This window comes from Stenotrophomonas sp. Ker107b (assembly GCF_053847245.1).
Genome location: NZ_JBSPHX010000002.1, coordinates 157,735 through 176,955, shown reverse-complemented (window position 1 = coordinate 176,955; position 19,221 = coordinate 157,735). Strand labels below are relative to the sequence as shown.

At 67.0% G+C, this 19,221-nt stretch carries 15 protein-coding genes; 8 read left to right on the top strand and 7 right to left on the bottom strand.

Annotation, left to right across the window (positions count from 1 at the left end):
- Positions 1-403: 403 nt before the first annotated feature.
- Both ACWV8V_RS10815 and ACWV8V_RS10810 read right to left on the bottom strand, forming a co-directional pair.
- Positions 404-976 carry an OmpO family porin gene (locus ACWV8V_RS10815; protein ID WP_123731060.1) on the bottom strand — a complete coding sequence of 191 codons (573 nt, stop codon included), beginning with the start codon at positions 974-976 and terminating at the stop codon, positions 404-406.
- 276 nt (positions 977-1,252) lie between these two features.
- Complete coding sequence (locus ACWV8V_RS10810) at positions 1,253-1,891, bottom strand: response regulator (RefSeq protein ID WP_455899724.1); 639 nt, start codon at positions 1,889-1,891, stop codon at positions 1,253-1,255.
- 74 nt (positions 1,892-1,965) lie between these two features.
- Between ACWV8V_RS10810 and ACWV8V_RS10805 the strand changes: the two genes are divergently transcribed.
- A complete protein-coding gene (locus ACWV8V_RS10805; protein ID WP_455899723.1) occupies positions 1,966-5,538 on the top strand; it encodes an ATP-binding protein in 3,573 nt (1,190 codons plus the stop codon).
- A 21-nt stretch (positions 5,539-5,559) separates the two neighbouring features.
- Here the strand turns inward: ACWV8V_RS10805 and ACWV8V_RS10800 are convergent, their stop codons facing one another.
- Both ACWV8V_RS10800 and ACWV8V_RS10795 read right to left on the bottom strand, forming a co-directional pair.
- The gene (locus ACWV8V_RS10800; RefSeq protein WP_259260590.1) at positions 5,560-5,949 is read right to left on the bottom strand and encodes a c-type cytochrome; all 390 of its coding nucleotides are present in this window, start codon (positions 5,947-5,949) and stop codon (positions 5,560-5,562) included.
- A 98-nt stretch (positions 5,950-6,047) separates the two neighbouring features.
- Positions 6,048-7,724 carry an electron transfer flavoprotein-ubiquinone oxidoreductase gene (locus ACWV8V_RS10795; protein WP_259260589.1) on the bottom strand — a complete coding sequence of 559 codons (1,677 nt, stop codon included), beginning with the start codon at positions 7,722-7,724 and terminating at the stop codon, positions 6,048-6,050.
- Between the two features lie 275 nt (positions 7,725-7,999).
- On the opposite strand from ACWV8V_RS10795, the gene ACWV8V_RS10790 reads away from it, so the two are divergent.
- Positions 8,000-9,163: an acyl-CoA dehydrogenase family protein gene (locus tag ACWV8V_RS10790; protein ID WP_259260588.1), complete on the top strand. Its 1,164-nt coding sequence runs from the start codon at positions 8,000-8,002 to the stop codon at positions 9,161-9,163.
- Position 9,164: 1 nt separating this feature from the next.
- Here the strand turns inward: ACWV8V_RS10790 and trmL are convergent, their stop codons facing one another.
- Positions 9,165-9,644, bottom strand: coding sequence for a tRNA (uridine(34)/cytosine(34)/5-carboxymethylaminomethyluridine(34)-2'-O)-methyltransferase TrmL (gene trmL, locus ACWV8V_RS10785; protein ID WP_123731066.1), 480 nt, complete (start codon positions 9,642-9,644; stop codon positions 9,165-9,167).
- Between the two features lie 43 nt (positions 9,645-9,687).
- Positions 9,688-10,179, bottom strand: coding sequence for an XAC0231 family protein (locus tag ACWV8V_RS10780; protein WP_259260587.1), 492 nt, complete (start codon positions 10,177-10,179; stop codon positions 9,688-9,690).
- Between the two features lie 342 nt (positions 10,180-10,521).
- Between ACWV8V_RS10780 and ACWV8V_RS10775 the strand changes: the two genes are divergently transcribed.
- The 4 genes from ACWV8V_RS10775 (at position 10,522) to ACWV8V_RS10760 (ending at position 15,955) form a co-directional block, all read left to right on the top strand.
- A complete protein-coding gene (locus ACWV8V_RS10775; protein ID WP_455899722.1) occupies positions 10,522-13,410 on the top strand; it encodes a M16 family metallopeptidase in 2,889 nt (962 codons plus the stop codon).
- A 126-nt stretch (positions 13,411-13,536) separates the two neighbouring features.
- Complete coding sequence (locus ACWV8V_RS10770) at positions 13,537-13,854, top strand: DUF4156 domain-containing protein (protein ID WP_088434811.1); 318 nt, start codon at positions 13,537-13,539, stop codon at positions 13,852-13,854.
- Positions 13,855-13,966: 112 nt separating this feature from the next.
- Positions 13,967-14,983, top strand: a complete 1,017-nt coding sequence (locus ACWV8V_RS10765) for a 3-oxoacyl-ACP synthase III (protein WP_019184878.1) — start codon at positions 13,967-13,969, stop codon at positions 14,981-14,983.
- An 81-nt stretch (positions 14,984-15,064) separates the two neighbouring features.
- On the top strand, positions 15,065-15,955 hold the full coding sequence (locus tag ACWV8V_RS10760) for an alpha/beta fold hydrolase (RefSeq protein ID WP_455899721.1): 891 nt from the start codon (positions 15,065-15,067) through the stop codon (positions 15,953-15,955).
- Between the two features lie 42 nt (positions 15,956-15,997).
- Here ACWV8V_RS10760 and ACWV8V_RS10755 read toward each other — a convergent pair whose 3' ends face one another.
- Complete coding sequence (locus tag ACWV8V_RS10755; protein ID WP_121044414.1) at positions 15,998-16,426, bottom strand: YkgJ family cysteine cluster protein; 429 nt, start codon at positions 16,424-16,426, stop codon at positions 15,998-16,000.
- 103 nt (positions 16,427-16,529) lie between these two features.
- Between ACWV8V_RS10755 and oleC the strand changes: the two genes are divergently transcribed.
- Together oleC and oleD are read left to right on the top strand one after the other, a co-directional pair.
- Positions 16,530-18,185, top strand: a complete 1,656-nt coding sequence (gene oleC, locus ACWV8V_RS10750) for an olefin beta-lactone synthetase (RefSeq protein WP_455899720.1) — start codon at positions 16,530-16,532, stop codon at positions 18,183-18,185.
- Positions 18,182-19,192: a 2-alkyl-3-oxoalkanoate reductase gene (oleD, locus tag ACWV8V_RS10745; RefSeq protein ID WP_455899719.1), complete on the top strand. Its 1,011-nt coding sequence runs from the start codon at positions 18,182-18,184 to the stop codon at positions 19,190-19,192. Before oleC ends, oleD begins: the two co-directional genes overlap by 4 nt.
- Positions 19,193-19,221 lie beyond the last annotated feature (29 nt).

Genomic DNA, 19,221 nt, shown 5'->3' with positions numbered 1-19,221 from the left:
GCTTACGGCAAGGCACCGGAACTTGCTGCGGTCGCTGGTGTTATGGACACGATGGGACGCGCTGCGCTTGTGGGCGAAATAAAGGAGGAGGGGTCGGCCGCAGGCCGGCGCCGGGGGACATTCGCCGGCAAGCGTAGCGTGGCCCATCGCTCGACCCACCGGACGTGGAGTAGCTCGAGCGTGCTTCCTGCTTGTCGCGCGAATGAAGGAAGCACCTTCTCTGTCAGCGGGGTTACCGCCAGAACGAAACAACCCGGCGCAGGGCCGGGTTGTTTCGTGGCGTACCGACGAGGGTGTCGCCAGGTGCTGCATATAAGTGAAGCCCGGCGTGAGCCGGGCTTCATGGCGCAGGGGAGAGAGACCGCGCCATCCAACAACGTACCGCGGTATTGCGTATCGCGTATTACCAGGTAAAGCGCGGACCGACGAACCATTCCTTGTCGCCGCCCTTGGCCAGCTTCACTTCGCCGGCCAGGCCCCAGTTCTGGTTGAGCTTGGCCTGGGCGCCGACGCGGCCGTAGAACTCGCCGTCCGGATTGATGCCGTGCTTCTTGCTGTAATCCTCGTAACCGGCCATCACGTAGCCTTCGAAGTTCGGGGTGAACGCGCTGCGCACGCCGACTTCGGTCGAGTAGCCGTTGAAGTCCAGGCCGCGCTTCGGATCGAACTTCTGGTAGGCAACGCGGGCGACCAGATCGGTGGTCGGGGCGATGCCGTAGTTATAGCCGACACCGACCTTCCACTGGTCCACATCGTTGCTGCCGCGCTTGGTTTCCTGCGCGTTGTAGTCACCGAAGATGTGGAAGTTCGGCGCCACGGCGACCGAGCCCTTCACCGCCCAACCATCAGCGTCGCCGCCCTTGGCATCGGTGTTCACGTAGCCGCCTTCAACATAGTTGTACGACAGACCGTCGGTTGCCGACGCAGCGAACGGCAGTGCAGCCAGCAGACCCAGAGCAAGCAGGGAAGTCTTCATTTTCGGGGACACCTTTTTATTTTTTGGTTTTGTCCGCCAGCAGAGGGAGGGGGAAATCGCTGCTGGCGACAGGTGTGAATTATCCGTTAGTCACCCGAATTAGCCCTGAATATCAAACTGAGCAGTACATAAATGCAGCGGCATTCCAGGGAACTCTTTGTGTGCGATCTGTTAGGCACGCGCGCAACACATCACGCACGACGGATCGCCATCGCGATGCGGTACATCGCGAGTGCATCGAAGCAGGCAGAGGTGCCGTCCGCAGGACGGCGGCGATCAGCGTTCGCCGTCGCGCAGGTAATCGAACAGCTCGGCGTCACCCTTCAGGCCGAGCTTCAACATCGCATCGCCTTTCTGGCGGCTGATGGTGCTCACGCTCTTGTGCAGATGGATGGCGATCTCCTTGACCGTCATGCCACTGCCCAGCAGACGCAGCACTTCCAGCTCGCGCGGCGAGAGCGGCTTGGCTTCCCCTTCTTCCACGCTGTTCGTGCCGATCGCGTCAATGCGCTCTTTCAGCGTGAGGCTGATGTAGGGCATGCCGCGCTGCACGGTCTGGATCGCCTGCGGCAGTTCGTCCATCGACGAGGTCTTGTCGACCAGGCCGAGCACACCCGTGGCGACCACCATGCGCAGGATCGCCAGGTTGTTGGAGACGCTGAGCATCAGCACCGGCAACGTGGGGAAACGCCGCCGGATCATGGCGATCATCGCAAAGCCATCGGCCTGCTGGCCGCCGGGCATGGAGTAATCGGTGACCAGGACATCGCACGGGTGATCGGACAGCGCGGTCATCAATTCGGCGACAGTACTGGCCTCGGCCACCACCTGGCCAACGCCGCTGGATTCGATCGCGGCCTTCGTGCCGATCCGTACGACCGGATGGTCGTCGGCAATGATAATGCGCAGGGTCATGGACTAGTATTGCCTGTAAGGCAGCCGTCGGGCCGTGCCGGGGTGGGGACAACATTCTACGGAGATCAGGCAGCATGCGTATCCGCGTCGTTCGCTGGCTGGTGCTGCTCGTGCTTGCAATGGCAGCGGGCGTGTCGGTATCCGCCGCCAACCCCCTCGCCTTGTCGCCCCGGCAGAGCGAGTGGCTTGGCAAGCACCCTACCATCATCCTGGGTATGTACGACAGCGGCTGGCCGCCGTTCGAATCCATGCACGAGGGCAAGCCGGTCGGCCTGGGCTATGACTACCTGAGCCTGCTCACGCAGCAGCTGGGTGTGCAGGTGAAGGTGCGGATGTACCGCGACTGGACCGAGGTGCTGGATGCAGCATGCCGCGGCGAAGTTGATGTGGTGATGAACATCACCCTTACCGCCGACCGCACCCGCTGCATGGTCTATACCCGTCCCTACGCCGATGCGCCGCTGGCGCTGGTCGGTCGCCCCGGTGATACCCGGGCCTCGGCCGATCCGGACCTGCGCGGGCTGCGTGTGGTCACCGAGCGCGAGTTTGTCACCAGCGAAGAAGTCCGCGCGCGCTTTCCCGTTGCCCGCCGCGTGAGCGCTGCAAACACCACGGCCGCGCTGGCCATGGTCGGCAAGGGCGAAGCCGATGTGTATATCGGCAATGCCTATGTAGCCACGTCGCTGATCGCCGAGCGAGGGCTCACGGATGTCGCGTTGCTGCGCCCCAGCGACCTGCCGCCGGAGCGTCTGCACTTCGGGGTGCCCAACGCCAAGCAACCCTTGGCCGAAGCGCTGGATCTGGGGTTGGCGGCGCTGGCGGACACCGAACGCGCGCGCCTGAAGCGGCGTTGGCTGCAGACGCCGGAATGGTCGGCGCAGTCGCAGATGATCCTGGGCAATGCCGAAAAGCGTGTATTGGCGACACCACTGCGGCTGGCGTTCGCGCCGAATGCGGCACCGCTGGCGTTCATCGACGGCGCCGACCAGCCCAGTGGCGTGGCGGCCGAATACCTGCGCCTGCTGCGGAACGTGGGTGCCCAGCTCACCCGCGTGCCGGCGCATGACTGGTTCGAGGCGCGCGAACAACTGCGCCGTGGCGAGGTCGATGCCATCATGGGTATCCCCAATGACTCCACGTACCTGGGTGACGACTGGGTATTCAGCCAGCCCTTCATCACTGTGCCCAACGTGATCGTGACCGCCAGCGGCAGCCGCTCGGTGCTGGGCGTGCGCGATCTGGACGGGCGCAGCATCCTGCTGAGCGATCCGGACCGGTTGCGGAGCTACATCCTGCAGCAGGCGCCCAACGCGCGCATCGTGCCTGCGCGCAGCACCGAACTGGCACTGGCACGGTTGGCCCATGGCGATGCCGATGCCTATATCGGCAATCTGGCGATCATCGATCGGATCGTGCGCGATCGCTATCCCGCCCAGTTGCACGTGGCCGCACCGGCAGGGTTCAGTGATCGGTTGTCGCTGGCGGTCAAACGACGGTACGCGCCACTGGCGACCACGTTCGACCGCATGCTGGTCAACATGAGCGCGCGTGAGCACGAGGCGATCCGCAGTGACTGGCTTTCGGCCGAATACCGCAGTGACCTGGACTGGCGCGGCATTGCGCGCTGGGCGGTGCCGCTGGCGCTGGTCCTGTTGACGGCGCTGCTGGTGCACGGTTGGGGATACTGGCGGTTGCGCAATGAAGTGGCGATGCGCCGGCGGGTCGAGCAGCGCTTGGCCGAAGTCACCGACAACCTGCCGGCGATCGTCTACCAGGGCCGGCGCGAGCGCGATGGCCGCTTGTCGCTGCCGTATATCGCCGGCGATACGGACGCCCTGTTCGGGGTCACCGCAGCCGAGGCCATGGCTGACGAAAGCGCCTTGATGGACCGCATCGACGAGCGCGACCGCCCCGGTGTGCGCCAGGCCATGGAACGCGCCGCGCGCGACTTCACTCCGCTGGACATGGAGTTCCGCACCTCCCCACATGGCACGCTGCGCTGGGTGCGCGCGCGTGCGCTGCCTTACGATGCCGAAGACGGCGCGCTGCTGTGGAGCGGCTACTGGGTTGATGTCACCGAGGCGCGCGCGCAGGCCGATGCGCTTGCGTTGGCCAAGGCCGCGGCCGAGCGCGCCACCGCTGCCAAATCCGAGTTCCTGGCCACGATGAGCCACGAGATCCGCACGCCGATGTCCGGGGTACTCGGCATGGTCGAGGTGCTCTCGCACACCGCGCTGGATGGGGAACAGCGCCGCATCATCAGCGTGATCGAAGACTCGGCGCAGATGCTGCGGCAGATCCTCGATGACCTGCTGGACTACTCCAAGATCGAGGCTGGCGCGCTGACTCTGCAGGCACATCCGGTGGCGCTGCGCGCATTGCTCGGCAACGTGCAGCAGCTGCTTGCACCGCAGGCAGTGGCCAAGGGACTGGACCTGCAGATCCAGATCGACGACGAGGTCGCGGACATGCATCTGGCGGACGGTATGCGCCTGCGCCAGATCGCGTTCAACCTGCTCAGCAACGCGATCAAGTTCACCCACGCCGGTGAGGTCGACATCGCACTGACGGTGCTCGGCACTGATAGCGATGGCGCGCAGCAGCTGCGGCTGGCGGTGCGCGATACCGGCATCGGTATTTCGCCGGCGCAGCGCGAGCATCTGTTCGCCCCGTTCGCGCAGGCCGATGCAGCGACCAGCCGCCAGTACGGGGGCACCGGCCTGGGCCTGAGCATCTGCCAGCGCCTGGTCGCCCTGATGCACGGCACGCTGACGCTGCACAGCGTGCCCGGCGAGGGGACCTGCGTGGAGGTGCTGCTGACGGTGCCCACGGTGCCGTTTGAGGAACAGCCCGGCGCCGCCGAAGAACAGGCGCAGGCCCTGCCCTTGCCGGCCGCGCTGCTGCAGCGGCGGGTGTTGATCGTCGAGGACCATCCCACCAACCAGGCACTGATGGGCTGGCGCATGCAGCAGCTGGGGCTGCCGCACGTGCTGGCCGAGAACGGCGAACAGGCGTTGGCGCTGCTGGCGCGCACCCGCTTCGATCTGGTCCTCACCGATTGCCGGATGCCGGTGATGGATGGCTATGCCATGACGCGCCGCATCCGCGAACAGGAGCGCGACCGCGGCAGCGCGCGGCTGCCGGTGATCGCCCTGACCGCCAGTGCCATGGAGGACGATCTGCAGCGCTGCCGCGAGGCCGGCATGGATGATCTGCTGGCCAAGCCGGTGGCCTTGGCCGCCTTGCGCCATGCACTGCTGCAGTGGCTGCCGGATGGAGATCGGCTTGCCTCTGCCGCCGCGCAGGCCCCGGGCGCAAGCGACGCACCGCCGGATCGGGCGGCACTCGTGCGCCGCTTCGGCTCGGCGCATGTTGCCGGGGTGTTGATCGAGAGCCTTTGCACCGCGTCCGCCGACGATCTGGTGCAGCTGCAGGCGGCCTTGGAGGCGCAGGCGGGGCCCGCGCTCGTGGATGTGCTGCACCGGCTGGTGGGCGGGCTGGCGACACTCGGTGCGGACACGCTGGCGGCCCGCGCGCGCGGCCTGATGGACAGCATCGACGAAGACGGGGTAGCAGCGCACGCCGGCGCGATCAGCGCGTTCGATGCGGCGCTGCGCGCCTACCTGGTGCAGCTGCAGGCGTCCTGAGGCGCTCTACCAGCGACGAGGTCAGCGTTGCTGCTGCAGGTACTCGATCACCTGACGGCGGCGCTCCGGATCGGCGGTGGTGTTGACCATGCGGGTGCCCGGCACCACCTGCGTGGGCGAGCGCAGGAACGCATCCAGGGTCTGCTCGTTCCAGGTCAGCCCGGCCTCGCGCATGGCGTTGGAGTACGGGTAACCGGTGACACTGCCCGCGCGCCGGCCGATCACCCCGTGCAGGTTCGGGCCGAAGCGGTGCACGCCGCCGGGGCTGACCGTGTGGCAGCCGGCGCAGATCGCAAACGCGCGCCGCAGCTCCTGCTGATGGGCCTGCTCCGGCGTCTGCGGGGCGCGCGAACACGCCGCCAGCAGCAGGCAGACCAGCAACGGCACTATCGATCGGAAAGCAGGGGCCATGGCGCAGCGGTCACGTCCAACAGGACGCTCAGGATAGCGAGCGCGGCGGTGACTGCCGCGCCCGATGACCTGCGACCGGTGGTCGCAGGCCATGCCGATCACATGCCCGAGTAGTTTGGACCGCCACCGCCCTGCGGGGTCACCCACACGATGTTCTGGGTCGGGTCCTTGATGTCGCAGGTCTTGCAGTGCACGCAGTTCTGCGCGTTGATCTGCAGCTGCTCATGCCCATCGCTGCCGACGAACTCGTACACGCCCGCCGGGCAGTAACGCGCTTCCGGCCCGGCGTATTCGCTCAGGTTGATCCGCACCGGCACGCTGGCGTCCTTGAGCGTCAGGTGGCTGGGCTGGTCTTCGGCGTGGTTGGTGCTGCTCAGGAACACCGAGCTGAGGCGGTCGAAGGTGAGCACGCCATCGGGCTTGGGATACGTGATCTTCGCGTGCTTCGACGCCGGCTCCAGGCAGGCGTGGTCCGGGGTGCTGTGGCGCAGCGTCCACGGCGGATTGCGGATGCCGAGCTTGGGCAGCAGCCACTGCTCGATGCCGGTCATCAACGTGGCCACGGTCTGGCCCTTCTTGAACCACTGCTTGAAGTTCTTGGCCTGCTGCAGCTCGGCATGCAGCCAGCTGGTCTCGAACGCCTGCGGATAGGCGCTCAACTCATCGTGCTGACGATCGGCGGCGAGCGCATCGAAGGCCGCATCGGCGGCGAGCATGCCGGTCTTGATCGCGGCATGGCTGCCCTTGATCCGGCTGACGTTGAGGTAGCCGGCCTCGCAGCCGACCAGCGCGCCACCCGGGAACACGGTCTTGGGCAGCGACATCAAACCACCGGCGGTGATCGCGCGCGCGCCGTAGCCGATGCGCTTGCCCCCTTCCAGGTGCTTGCGGATGTCCGGGTGCGTCTTGAAGCGCTGGAACTCTTCGAACGGGCTCAGCCACGGATTCTTGTAGTCCAGGCCGACCACATAGCCGATCGACACCTTGCCACCCTCGGCGTGGTACAGGAACGCGCCACCGTAAGTGTCGTTGTCCAGCGGCCAACCGGCGGCGTGCACCACCAGGCCCGGTTCGTGCTTGGCCGGATCGATCTGCCACAGTTCCTTGATGCCGATGCCATAGGCCTGCGGATCCTTGCCGGCATCCAGCTGGAAGCGGGCGATCAGCTGGCGGCCGAGATGCCCGCGCGAGCCTTCGGCGAAGATCGTGTACTTGGCGTGCAGCGCCATGCCGCGCTCGAACGCCGGGCCGGGCTGACCGTTCTTCTCGATGCCCATATCGCCGGTGGCCACGCCGATCACCGCGCCATCATCGCTGTACAGCACTTCCGCCGCCGGGAAGCCGGGGAAGATCGCCACCTCCAGCGCTTCGGCCTGCTGCGCCAGCCAGCGGGTGACCTCGCCCAGGCTGACGATATAGTTGCCTTCGTTGTGGAAGCACTCCGGCAGCAATGCGTTGGGCGTGCTGCGCGACCCCGTCTCATTGAGGAACAGGAACTCGTCGCGGGTGACCTTCTGCTTCAGCGGTGCGCCGCGCTCGGCCCAGTCCGGGAACAGTTCGGTCAACGCGCGTGGGTCCATCACCGCGCCGGACAGGATGTGCGCGCCGGGTTCAGACCCCTTCTCCAGGATGCACACCGACAGCTCGCGGCCGGCCTCGATGGCGCGCTGGCGCAGCCGGATCGCCGTGGCCAGGCCAGCGGGGCCGCCACCGACGATCACCACATCGAATTCCATCACTTCACGCGGGGGCAGGACGTTGATTGCTTCGCTCATGGGGCTGCGTAACTCTTGGGTAGTGCCGCGGGGTGAACGGGCGGCGGTTGCCTGGGAATCGCGCGTGTCACACCACGGCGAAACGGTGGATCAGTGCGCCAGAGTACCGGCACGACGCATTTAAGCCTAGATCGCCGACGATGACAGCGGTGTCGGCGCGCGATCGGCGTCGATATGCTGCGACGCAGCAATTGGGCGCGGCATCCCGTCTCTTGGCCCCTTCCCGCGCAGCGACCACAATGGGGCCCTGTTCCACCGCCACCTGCCGGGATGCCATGTCACTCAATCCGTTCGATCTGTTCGATATCCGTTCGCTGCTGAGCGAGGAGGAGCGCGCGGTGCAGGCGACGGTGGCGCGCTTCACCGATACCCGGGTGCTGCCGATCATCGGTGATGCCTTTGATGAAGGCCGCTTTCCCGACGAACTGATCCCCGAGATCGCTGCCCTGGGTCTGCTTGGCTCCAGCCTGCCTGAGCAGTACGGCGGCGGTGGATTGAACGCGGTGAGCTACGGCTTGATCTGCCAGGAACTGGAGCGCGGCGATTCGGGCCTGCGCAGTTTTGTTTCGGTGCAGAGCTCGCTGTGCATGTACCCGATCTACGCCTACGGCAGCGAAGAACAGCGCCTGCGCTGGTTGCCCGACATGGCCACCGGCAAGGTGATCGGCTGCTTCGGCCTGACCGAAGCGCATGGCGGCTCCGATCCGGCGGCGATGAAGACCCGCGCGGTGCGTGATGGTGGTGACTGGCTGATCAACGGCAGCAAGATGTGGATCACCAGTGGGCCGGTGGCGGACATCGCGATCATCTGGGCGCACACCGAAGACGGCATCCAGGGCTTCGTGCTCGAGAAGGGCATGGCCGGCTTCAGCACGCAGGAGATCAAGCACAAGATGAGCCTGCGCGCCTCGCTCACCGGTGCGCTGTTCTTCGACAATGTGCGCGTGCCCGACCGTAACCGCCTTCCCAACGTGCAGGGCCTGAAGGGCCCGCTGGGCTGCTTGAACCAGGCACGCTACGGCATCAGCTGGGGCCCGATCGGTGCCGCGGTGGCCTGCCTGGACGAAGCGCTGGCTTACACCAAGCAGCGGGTACTGTTCGGCCGGCCGGTGGCGGCCACGCAGAGTGCGCAGATCAAGCTGGCCGACATGGCGCGGAGGATCACCACGGGCCAGTTGCTGGCCTTGCAGCTGGGCCGGCTGAAGGATGCGGGCCAGCTGCAGCCGCAGCAGGTGAGCCTGGCCAAGTGGAACAACTGCCGCATGGCGATCGACATCGCGCGCGAGTGCCGCGATCTGCTCGGCGGCGCGGGCATCACTACCGAGCACGTGGCGATCCGGCATGCGCTCAATCTGGAATCGGTGATCACCTACGAAGGTACCGAGACCGTGCACCAGCTGGTGATCGGGCGCGAGCTCACGGGCATCAACGCTTTCTGAGTCATTCCCCGCCGGCAAACCCGTTCTGGCGCCACGCCTCGTACATCACCACCGCAACGGTGTTGGACAGGTTGAGGCTGCGGTTGTCCGGTCGCATCGGCAGGCGCAGGCGGCGGCCGTGGGGCAGGCTGTCGAGCAGGTCCTGGGGCAGGCCACGGGTTTCCGGGCCAAACAGGAAGGCATCGCCATCTTCAAAGTGCTGGGTGTCGTAACGCACGCTGCCGCGGGTACTCAGCGCGAACAAGCGCTTGGGCGCAATCACCTGCAGGGCGGTCTCCAGATCTGGATGGACCTGCAGTCGGGCGTATTCGTGATAGTCCAGGCCGGCGCGCTTGAGCTGCTTGTCGCTCAGGTCGAAACCGAGCGGCTCGATCAGGTGCAGCCGCGCGCCGGTGTTGGCGCAGAGGCGGATCACATTGCCGGTGTTCGGCGGGATTTCGGGTTGGAACAGGACGACATGGAACGTGGGCGTGGCAGTCATCGGCGAAGTGTACGCCGTGGCTGCAGGGGGCTGCAGCGACGGCTTACTGGCGGATCAGGGTCGAGGCAGCGGTCGAGGCGGCGGCCGCTGCGGTTTCCAGGGCCAGGGCCTGCAGATCGGCCGGCGACGGACGCACCTGCAGGGTGGGCAGGTTGATGATCACTTCGTTGGCCACCGCGGTGGCGGCAGCGGTGAAGGTGGCGACGTAGCCGCGGGCGGTGGTCTGTTCGGCAGCCAGGGCCTGGCGCTGTTCGGCGGTCGGGCGCACTTCAACGGCGGCCAACGTGGTGACGCGGCGGTTGGCGGTCAGTTCGGCGCGGTAATCGGCGATCAGGCCAGCGGTCGGGCGGACTTCCACGACGGCCAGGGTCGGGATGCTGCTGGTGCGCTCAACCTCGGCCTGGGCGATCTGGTCGGCGGACGGGCGGACCTGCACGGCGTCCAGGGTGACGATGGCGGGGGCGGCCTGCACCGACGAAGCAAACGCGGAACCGGCGGCAAAGGCGATGGCGATGGCGAGAGTCTTGGTGTTCATGGCGAGGTCCTGTTTAGTGTTGGTGAGAAGTGGTGTGGTAGTAATGTAGTACACCGATTCTGGGCTTGCAAGAACAATTTGAACGTTCTTGTTTTTGTTCAGCACCCAGTCAGTTTCGGTTTGATCCTTGCTTCCCTTGCCCAGTACCACGCAGGACGCGTGCCAAGTTTTATCCGTTGATTCCAAAGGGTTTTTGTTGATCCGCGAGTGTCCGCTGTCCGGACAGATGTCCGCGGGATCGCGTCGCGGCTGTCCGTCAGGGCCCCAATGACTGTTGGCCGATGCCTTTTGCCCGGGCGGCGCGCTAGCATCCGGCTTCACTTTCATGACCAAGGAACCGGAATGACCGTCCAACTTCGACCGCGTGCTGCGCTGCTGGCTGTCGCGCTCTCCGCCGCACTGGGCTCACTGGCGCCCGCACCGGTCCTGGCCAAGCCGGCCACGGTGGCCAAGGTCGACATTCCGTTCGAGCAGTTCACCCTGCCCAACGGCCTGCGCGTGGTGGTGCACACCGACCGCAAGGCGCCGATCGTGGCCGTCAACATCTGGTACCACGTGGGCAGCAAGGACGAACCCGCCGGCCGCACCGGCTTTGCGCACCTGTTCGAACATCTGATGTTCCAGGGCAGCGAGAACCACGACGGCGAGTATTTCGAGCCCTTCAAGCAGGTCGGCGTGACCGGCCAGAACGGCACCACCAATACCGACCGCACCAACTACTTCGAGAACGTGCCCACCACGGCGCTGGACATGGCGCTGTGGATGGAGTCCGACCGCATGGGCCATCTGCTCGGTGCGATCGACCAGGCCGCCCTGGACGAACAGCGCGGCGTGGTCCAGAACGAAAAGCGCCAGGGCGAGAACCAGCCCTATGGCCAGGTCTGGGAAAAGCTGACCCGCGCGATGTACCCGGCAGGGCACCCGTATCACCACAGCGTGATCGGCTCGATGAACGATCTCAACGCCGCCTCGCTGGACGACGTGAAGACCTGGTTCCGCACCTGGTACGGCCCGAACAACGCGGTGCTGGTACTGGCCGGTGACATCGACCTGGCCACGGCCAAGGAAAAGGTCGCCAAGTACTTCGGCGACATCCCGGCCGGCCCGAGCATGGCCCAGCCGAAGGTGGACGTGGCCAAGCGCGAGAAGAGCACGCGTGAGGTGATGACCGACAAGGTCCCCCAGGCGCGCATCTACCGCGCGTGGAACGTCGCCCAGGTCGGCACCACCGACATCGACCAGCTGCAGTTGTTCGCGCAGGTTCTCGGCGGTGCGAAGTCCTCGCGCCTGGATCAGCGCCTGCTGCACCAGGACAAGCTGGTGGACAACATCAGCGCCGGCGCCTACAGCTCGCAGCTGGGCTCGAACTTCGTGATCATGGCCAGCGTCAAGCAGGGCGTGGACCCGGCCAAGGTCGAGGCGATCATCGATGAAGAGGTCAAGCGCCTGGCCAAGGACGGTCCGACCGCCGATGAGCTGAGCCGCGGCAAGACCGCCTTCCGTGCCGGTTTCATCCGCGGCATCGAGCGCATCGGCGGGTTCGGCGGCAAGGCCGACGCGCTGGCCGAGTGCACCGTGTACGAAGGTGACCCGGGCTGCTTCCGCACGTCGCTGGCCACCATCGATACGGCCACCGCTGCGCAGGTGCGTGATGTCGGTGCCAAGTGGCTGGGCGCTGGCGACCACACGATCGTGGTCGAACCCGGCGCGCGCGTTGCCCTGGCCGAACTGCCCTCGGAAACGCCCAAGCCGTTCACCGTGCCCGCCGTGGATCCCGCGTTCACGACCCTGGCCAAGCAGGTCGACCGCAGCACCGGCGTGCCGCAGACCAAGACCTTCCCGGACCTGAAATTCCCGGAGCTGCACCGCGCCACGCTGAAGAACGGCACCCAGGTGATCCTGGCCGAGCGTCACGACATCCCGGTCGTGCAGTTCAGCTATGAGTTCCCGGGTGGTTTCACCGCCGACCAGGGCCGCAAGTCCGGCACCGCGAACTTCACCATGGGCCTGCTCACCGAGGGCGCCGGCAAGCTCGGCGCACTGCCGTTCGCCGATGCGGTCGATGCACTGGGCGCCAAGCTCGATGCCTCCGCCTCGCTGGACAGCACCAGCGTGTACCTGTCCGCGCTGAAGGAAAACCTGGCCCCGTCGCTGGCCCTGTATGCGGACATGCTGCGCCAGCCGCGTTTCGACCAGAGCGAGATCGACCGCATCAAGGCGACCTGGATCGCCGGCATCCAGCAGGAAAAGGTCAATCCGAGCGCCGTGGCGATGCGCGTGATGCCGACGCTGCTGTACGGCGCCGGCCATCCGTATGCCATCCCGTTCACCGGCAGCGGCAATGAAGTGGACATCCAGTCCATGACCCGCGAAGACCTGGTCGATTTCCACCGTGATTGGCTGCGCCCGGAGCAGGGCACGCTGATCGTGGTCGGCGATACCACGCTGAAGGAAATCGTGCCCTTGCTGGAGCGCCAGCTCGGCAACTGGAAGGCCGAGGGCCCTGCGCCGCAGGTCAAGGCCCCGGTGGACGTGGCACGGCCGACCCAGGCCCGTGTGTACCTGATCGACCAGCCGGGTGCGGTGCAGGCCAACCTGTTCGCCAGCCAGGTGGTGCCTTCCTCCAAGGACCCGGGGTCGACCCGCTTGGACATCGCCAACGGCGTGCTCGGCGGCGACTTCACCTCGCGCCTGAACATGAACCTGCGTGAGCAGAAGCACTGGTCCTACGGTGCCGGCAGCAGCGCCAGCAACACCTTGGGCCAGCGCCCGTGGGGCGCCCGCGCACCGGTGCAGATCGACAAGACCGCCGAGTCGATGCAGGAGATGCGCAAGGAGATCGCCGAGTTCGCCAGCGGTGCCAAGCCGGCCACCCCGGCCGAAGTGGCGCGCATCCGCAACATCCAGAACCTGAGCCTGCCCGGTGCCTACGAGACCGCCAGCGCGGTGATGGGCACCATCAGCGGGATCGTGCGGTACCAGCGCCCGGACGACTATGTGGTCCAGCGCAAGGCCGAGATCGAGGCGATGACCCCCGCCCAGGTGCAGCAGGCCGCGGCTACGCTGGACCCGAACGCGCTGACCTGGGTGGTGGTGGGTGACCTCAAGCAGACCGAGGCGCCGGTGCGTGCGCTCAACTTCGGTCAGGTGCAGGTGATCGATGCCGAAGGCAAGGTAGTGGCTCCGGCTGCTCCGGCTGCTCCGGCGGCGGCGGCACCCAAGGCCCGGTGATGCCGACAGCGGGTCAGCCATCGCGCTGACCCGCCCTCAGGCGCCGGGAACCCTCCCGGCCCCTGATCACCCCCGATTCAGTTGTTTCCCGCACACTCCCTTACGTATTCCAGCCAGGCCTTGTCCATGCGCATTCTGCTTCTGTCCGCCCTGATCCTCAGCGTTTCCGCCTGCACCTGGGTGCCGATCGAGTCCTCCGGCAAGACGGTCCGCGTGCTGCCGGCCGGCCCCGCGCCGAGCGGCTGCCAGAGCAAGGGCGAGGTGGTGGTCACCGTGAAGAGCAAGGTGGGCTTCTACAACCGCAACCCGCTGCGCGTGCAGGAAGAGCTGGAAACCCTGGCCCGCAACGAGGCACCCAGTGCCGGTGCCAATGCCGTGCAGGCCTCGGGCCTGCCCGCCGATGGCAGCCAGCGTTTCCTGGCCTTCCAGTGCCCGCCACGCTGAACCCTTCACCCCGCGCCCGGACCATACGCCCGGGCGTGAATTCGTAAAGGTGCGGTGAAAGCCGTGCCGGCTTACAATAACGCCCCCTTTGCCTGAGCCTTGGCGCTAACTGATGCTCTTCAAGAATGTCTCGATCGCCGGCTTGGCGCACATCGACGCGCCGCACACGCTGACGTCCAAGGAAATCAACGAACGGCTGAAGCCGACGCTGGATCGCCTTGGCATCCGTACCGATGTGCTCGGCGATATCGCGGGCATCCACGCCCGTCGCCTGTGGGATGCCGACATGCTGGCCTCCGACGCCGCCACGCTGGCCGCCCGCAAAGCACTGGAAGACGCCGGGATCGGCGCCGACAAGATCGGCCTGCTGGTCAACACCTCGGTCAGCCGCGACTACCTGGAGCCGTCCACGGCCAGCATCGTCTCGGGCAACCTGGGGGTCGGCGACGAATGCATGACCTTCGACGTCGCCAATGCCTGCCTGGCCTTCATCAACGGCATGGACATCGCCGCCCGCATGCTCGAACGCGGCGAGATCGACTACGCGCTGATCGTCGACGGTGAAACCGCCAACCTGGTGTACGAGAAGACCCTCGAGCGCATGGCCCTGCCGGGCGTGACCGCCGATGACTTCCGCAACGAGATGGCCGCCCTGACCCTGGGCTGCGGTGCCGCGGCGATGGTCATGGCGCGCACCGAGCTGGTGCCCGATGCCCCGCGTTACCGTGGTGGCGTGACCCGCTCGGCCACCGAGTGGAACCAGCTGTGCCGCGGCAACCTGGACCGCATGGTCACCGACACCCGCATGCTGCTGATCGAAGGCATCAAGCTGGCACAGAAGACCTTCGTCGCCGCCCGTGAAGCACTGGGCTGGGCCGTGGAGGAACTGGACCAGTTCGTGATCCACCAGGTCAGCCAGCCGCACACCGCCGCCTTCATCAAGAACTTCGGCATCGACCCGAAGAAGGTGATGACGATCTTCGGCGAGCACGGCAACATCGGCCCGGCCTCGGTGCCGATCGTGCTGAGCAAGCTCAAGCAGCTGGGCAAGCTGAAGAAGGGCGATCGCATCGCGCTGCTCGGCATCGGCTCGGGCCTGAACTGCTCGATGGCCGAAGTGGTCTGGTAAACCAGTCGCCGCAGGCTGCTGCGGCGTTGGAATTGAACATCAAGGGCCGGTTCTGCCGGCCCTTTTCACAGGTGCGTTTGCATGCCCCAGCTGCCCGGTTACCCCGCCCATCCGCACCGCTTCGAGGTGCGCCCCGGCCTGTCGATGAACTATCTCGACGAAGGCCCGCGCGATGGCGAGGTGGTGGTGATGGTCCACGGCAATCCGTCGTGGAGCTATTACTGGCGCACCCTGGTGGCCGGCTTGTCGGACAGATACCGCTGCATCGTGCCGGATCATATCGGCATGGGCCTGTCGGACAAGCCCGATGACGCGCACTACGACTACACCCTGCAGTCGCGCGTGGATGACCTCGACGCGCTGCTCGCGCACCTGGGCATCACCGGCCCGGTGACCCTGGCCGTGCACGACTGGGGCGGCATGATCGGCTTCGGTTGGGCGTTGTCGCACCACGCGCAGGTCAAGCGCCTGGTGGTGCTCAACACCGCCGCCTTCCCGATGCCGGCCGCGAAGAAAATGCCGTGGCAGATCGCGCTGGGTCGCCACTGGAAGATCGGCGAGTGGCTCATCCGCACCTTCAACGCGTTCTCGTCCGGTGCCTCGTGGCTGGGCGTGGAACGGAAGATGCCGGCCGAGGTGCGCCGCGCTTACGTGTCGCCGTACAACAGCTACGCCAACCGCATCAGCACCATCCGCTTCATGCAGGACATCCCGCTGTCGCCGGCCGACAAAGCCTGGTCGCTGCTGGAGCGGTCCGGCCAGACCCTGCCCAGCTACGCCGACCGTCCCGCCTTCATCGGCTGGGGGCTGCGTGATTTCGTGTTCGACCACCACTTCCTGAAGGGCTTCCAGGCCGCACTGCCCCAGGCGCAGGTGCATGCCTTCGAGGATGCCGGACACTATGTGCTGGAAGACAAGCACGAGGTGCTGGTGCCGAAGATCCGCGCGTTTCTGGACGCGAACCCGATCTGATCGGCGTGACGACCAACGGTCGTCACCTGCCCATGCCGATCTTTACGCCGCGATCGGTGCCTGCGGTGGCGCCGGGGAATTGCCGTTGTCGTCGGGATGATCATCGTCATTGCCCGCCTCGTCCCGCCAGCGCCAGTCGGCCAGGGTCAGCGCCGGCATGCCGTGCGCCACGCGCGCCTTGTCGCACTGGGGGCTGGCCTTGCCGTACTCCCACGAAGCATCCACCTCGCGGCACACGCTGGGGCGGTTGGGATGGATGCTGCAGCGCGAATACACCCCGATCTCCGCATCCAGCGCCACGCAGTAGACCGGCTTGGACAGGGTGCCGCGCATGCACAGCCGGTGCGGGTCCAGCACCTGGGTGAGCTCGTGCGGGACCCCACCGGGGGTGACCTCGTCCGATTCCATCCAGTGGAAGGCCACACGGTATTGGGTGCAGCAGGCGCCGCAGGTGAGGCAGGGATGGGGCATGGGGCACCGGCCTTGGGCGGCAGCGAAGCAGGAGGGAAGGGCGCGAATTTTCCACGCCACCGGCCGGCGCGCAAGATTTTTCTGCAGCGGCGACAATGAACGGATGAACAGCGCCATCAATATCGCCGCGCGCCTGCCCGAGCTGGCCCGTGAACGCCCCGACCAGATCGCCATCCGCTGCCCCGGCAAGCCCGGGCCCGGCGGCATGGCGCGTTATGACGTCACCCTGGATTACCGCACCCTCAACGCCCGCAGCGACGCGATGGCGGCCGGCCTGGCCGCGCACGGCATTGGCCGCGGCGTGCGCGCGGTGGTGATGGTGCGGCCCTCGCCGGAGTTCTTCCTGCTGATGTTCGCGCTGTTCAAGAACGGCGCGGTGCCGGTGCTGGTCGACCCGGGCATCGACAAGCGCGCGCTGAAGCAATGCCTGGACGAGGCCCAGCCGCAGGCCTTCATCGGCATCGGCCTGGCCCACGTGGCGCGCCTGGTGCTGCGCTGGTGCCGCTCTGTGCGCCTGCTGGTGACCGTCGGCCGCCGCTGGGGCTGGGGTGGCACCACCCTGGCCCGGCTGGAAGCCCAGGGCGCCACGGCGGCGCCTGCGCTGGCCCCGACCGATGGCGAGGATGTCGCGGCGATCCTGTTCACCAGTGGCTCCACCGGCGTGCCCAAAGGCGTGGTCTACCGCCACCGTCATTTCGTCGGCCAGGTCGAGCTGCTGCGCGCCGCCTTCGGGATGGAGCCGGGTGGGGTGGATCTGCCGACCTTCCCGCCGTTCGCGCTGTTCGATCCGGCACTGGGGCTGACCTCGGTGATCCCGGACATGGATCCGACCCGCCCGGCCCAGGCCGATCCGCGCAAGCTGCATGACGCCATCAACCGCTTCGGCGTCACCCAGCTGTTCGGCTCGCCGGCGCTGATGCGGGTCCTGGCCGATCACGGCCAGCCGCTGCCGAGCGTGCGCCGGGTGACCTCGGCCGGGGCACCGGTGCCGCCGGACGTGGTCGCGCGTATCCGCCGCCTGCTGCCCGACGACGCCCAGTTCTGGACCCCCTACGGCGCCACCGAGTGCCTGCCGGTGGCGGTGATCGAAGGCCGCGAGCTGGAGAACACCCGTCAGGCCACCGAGGCCGGCGCCGGTACCTGTGTCGGCCGTGTGGTCGCGCCGAACGAGGTGCGCATCATCGCCATCGACGACGCACCGCTGCCGGCATGGTCGCAGGCCCGTGTGCTGGCCACTGGCGAGGTCGGCGAGATCACCGTGGCCGGCCCGACCGCCACCGACAGCTACTTCAACCGCCCGCAGGCCACCGCTGCGGCGAAGATCACCGAAACCCTGGCCGAGGGCAGCACCCGGGTCGTGCACCGGATGGGCGATGTCGGCTACTTCGATGCGCAGGGCCGGCTGTGGTTCTGTGGGCGCAAGACCCAGCGCGTGGAAACCGCGCAGGGGCCGCTGTACACCGAGCAGGTCGAGCCGGTGTTCAACGCGCTGGACGGCATCGCCCGCACCGCGCTGGTCGGCGTGGGTGCGCCGGGTCGGCAGCGGCCGGTGCTGTGCTACGAACTGCAGCCCGGCACCATCGATTCGCCCGCCCTGGTCGAGCGCCTGCGCCGTGAAGCGGCCGCACATGCGCACACCGCGCGCATCGAGCAGTTCCTGCCGCACCCGGGCTTCCCGGTCGACATCCGCCACAACGCCAAGATCGGCCGCGAGAAGCTCACGGTCTGGGCCACCGCGCAACTGGAGCAGCACGCATGAAGATCCTCGTTACCGGCGGCGGCGGGTTCCTCGGCCAGGCCCTGTGCAAGGGATTGATCGCGCGCGGTCATCAGGTGCTGGCGTTCAACCGCGGCCATTACCCCGCGCTGCAGGCGATGGGCGTGGGCCAGATCCGCGGCGACCTGGCCGATGCGCAGGCGGTGCTGCACGCGGTGGCCGGGGTCGATGCGGTCTTCCACAATGGGGCCAAGGCCGGCGCCTGGGGCAGCTATGACAGCTATCACCAGGCCAACGTGGTCGGCACCGACAATGTCATCGCGGCCTGCCGCGCGCACGGCGTGGGCAAGCTGGTCTACACCTCCACGCCCAGCGTGACCCATCGCGCCACGCATCCGGTCGAGGGCCTGGGCGCGGACGAGGTGCCGTATGGCGAGAACTTCCAGGCGCCGTACGCGGCCACCAAGGCCATCGCCGAGCAGCGCGTGCTGGCGGCCAACGATGCGCAGCTGGCCACTGTCGCGTTGCGGCCGCGGCTGATCTGGGGCCCGGGCGACCAGCAGCTGGTACCGCGCCTGGCCGAGCGCGCCCGCGCCGGCCGCCTGCGCTTCGTCGGCGATGGGCAGAACAAGGTCGATACCACCTACATCGACAACGCCGCACTGGCCCACTTCCTGGCCCTGGAGCACCTGGCCCCGGGCGCGGCCTGCGCCGGCAAGGCGTACTTCATTTCCAACGGCGAGCCGCTGCCGATGCGCGAGCTGCTCAACAAACTGCTGGCCGCGGTGGATGCCCCGCCGGTGACGAAGTCGATCAGCTTCAAGGTGGCCTACCGGATCGGCGCGGTCTGTGAGCGGCTGTGGCCGCTGCTGCGCCTGCGCGGCGAACCACCGATGACGCGCTTCCTGGCCGAGCAGCTGTGCACCCCGCACTGGTACAGCATGGAACCGGCGCGTCGCGATTTCGGCTATGTGCCCTTGGTCAGCATCGAAGAAGGGCTGGCCCGGCTGGCATCTTCATCGAACGCACAGGATTCCATCACTCCCTGAACACCGCAGGTTGGTGAACATGGCCCCAC

What these genes read in the sequence shown, in the direction of transcription:
- ACWV8V_RS10815 (WP_123731060.1), bottom strand. Translation starts at nt 976, where the DNA reads ATGAAGACTTCCCTGCTTGCTCTGGGTCTGCTGGCTGCACTGCCGTTC.
- ACWV8V_RS10810 (WP_455899724.1), bottom strand. Translation starts at nt 1,891, where the DNA reads ATGACCCTGCGCATTATCATTGCCGACGACCATCCGGTCGTACGGATC.
- ACWV8V_RS10805 (WP_455899723.1), top strand. Translation starts at nt 1,966, where the DNA reads ATGCGTATCCGCGTCGTTCGCTGGCTGGTGCTGCTCGTGCTTGCAATG.
- ACWV8V_RS10800 (WP_259260590.1), bottom strand. Translation starts at nt 5,949, where the DNA reads ATGGCCCCTGCTTTCCGATCGATAGTGCCGTTGCTGGTCTGCCTGCTG.
- ACWV8V_RS10795 (WP_259260589.1), bottom strand. Translation starts at nt 7,724, where the DNA reads ATGAGCGAAGCAATCAACGTCCTGCCCCCGCGTGAAGTGATGGAATTC.
- ACWV8V_RS10790 (WP_259260588.1), top strand. Translation starts at nt 8,000, where the DNA reads ATGTCACTCAATCCGTTCGATCTGTTCGATATCCGTTCGCTGCTGAGC.
- trmL (WP_123731066.1), bottom strand. Translation starts at nt 9,644, where the DNA reads ATGACTGCCACGCCCACGTTCCATGTCGTCCTGTTCCAACCCGAAATC.
- ACWV8V_RS10780 (WP_259260587.1), bottom strand. Translation starts at nt 10,179, where the DNA reads ATGAACACCAAGACTCTCGCCATCGCCATCGCCTTTGCCGCCGGTTCC.
- ACWV8V_RS10775 (WP_455899722.1), top strand. Translation starts at nt 10,522, where the DNA reads ATGACCGTCCAACTTCGACCGCGTGCTGCGCTGCTGGCTGTCGCGCTC.
- ACWV8V_RS10770 (WP_088434811.1), top strand. Translation starts at nt 13,537, where the DNA reads ATGCGCATTCTGCTTCTGTCCGCCCTGATCCTCAGCGTTTCCGCCTGC.
- ACWV8V_RS10765 (WP_019184878.1), top strand. Translation starts at nt 13,967, where the DNA reads ATGCTCTTCAAGAATGTCTCGATCGCCGGCTTGGCGCACATCGACGCG.
- ACWV8V_RS10760 (WP_455899721.1), top strand. Translation starts at nt 15,065, where the DNA reads ATGCCCCAGCTGCCCGGTTACCCCGCCCATCCGCACCGCTTCGAGGTG.
- ACWV8V_RS10755 (WP_121044414.1), bottom strand. Translation starts at nt 16,426, where the DNA reads ATGCCCCATCCCTGCCTCACCTGCGGCGCCTGCTGCACCCAATACCGT.
- oleC (WP_455899720.1), top strand. Translation starts at nt 16,530, where the DNA reads ATGAACAGCGCCATCAATATCGCCGCGCGCCTGCCCGAGCTGGCCCGT.
- oleD (WP_455899719.1), top strand. Translation starts at nt 18,182, where the DNA reads ATGAAGATCCTCGTTACCGGCGGCGGCGGGTTCCTCGGCCAGGCCCTG.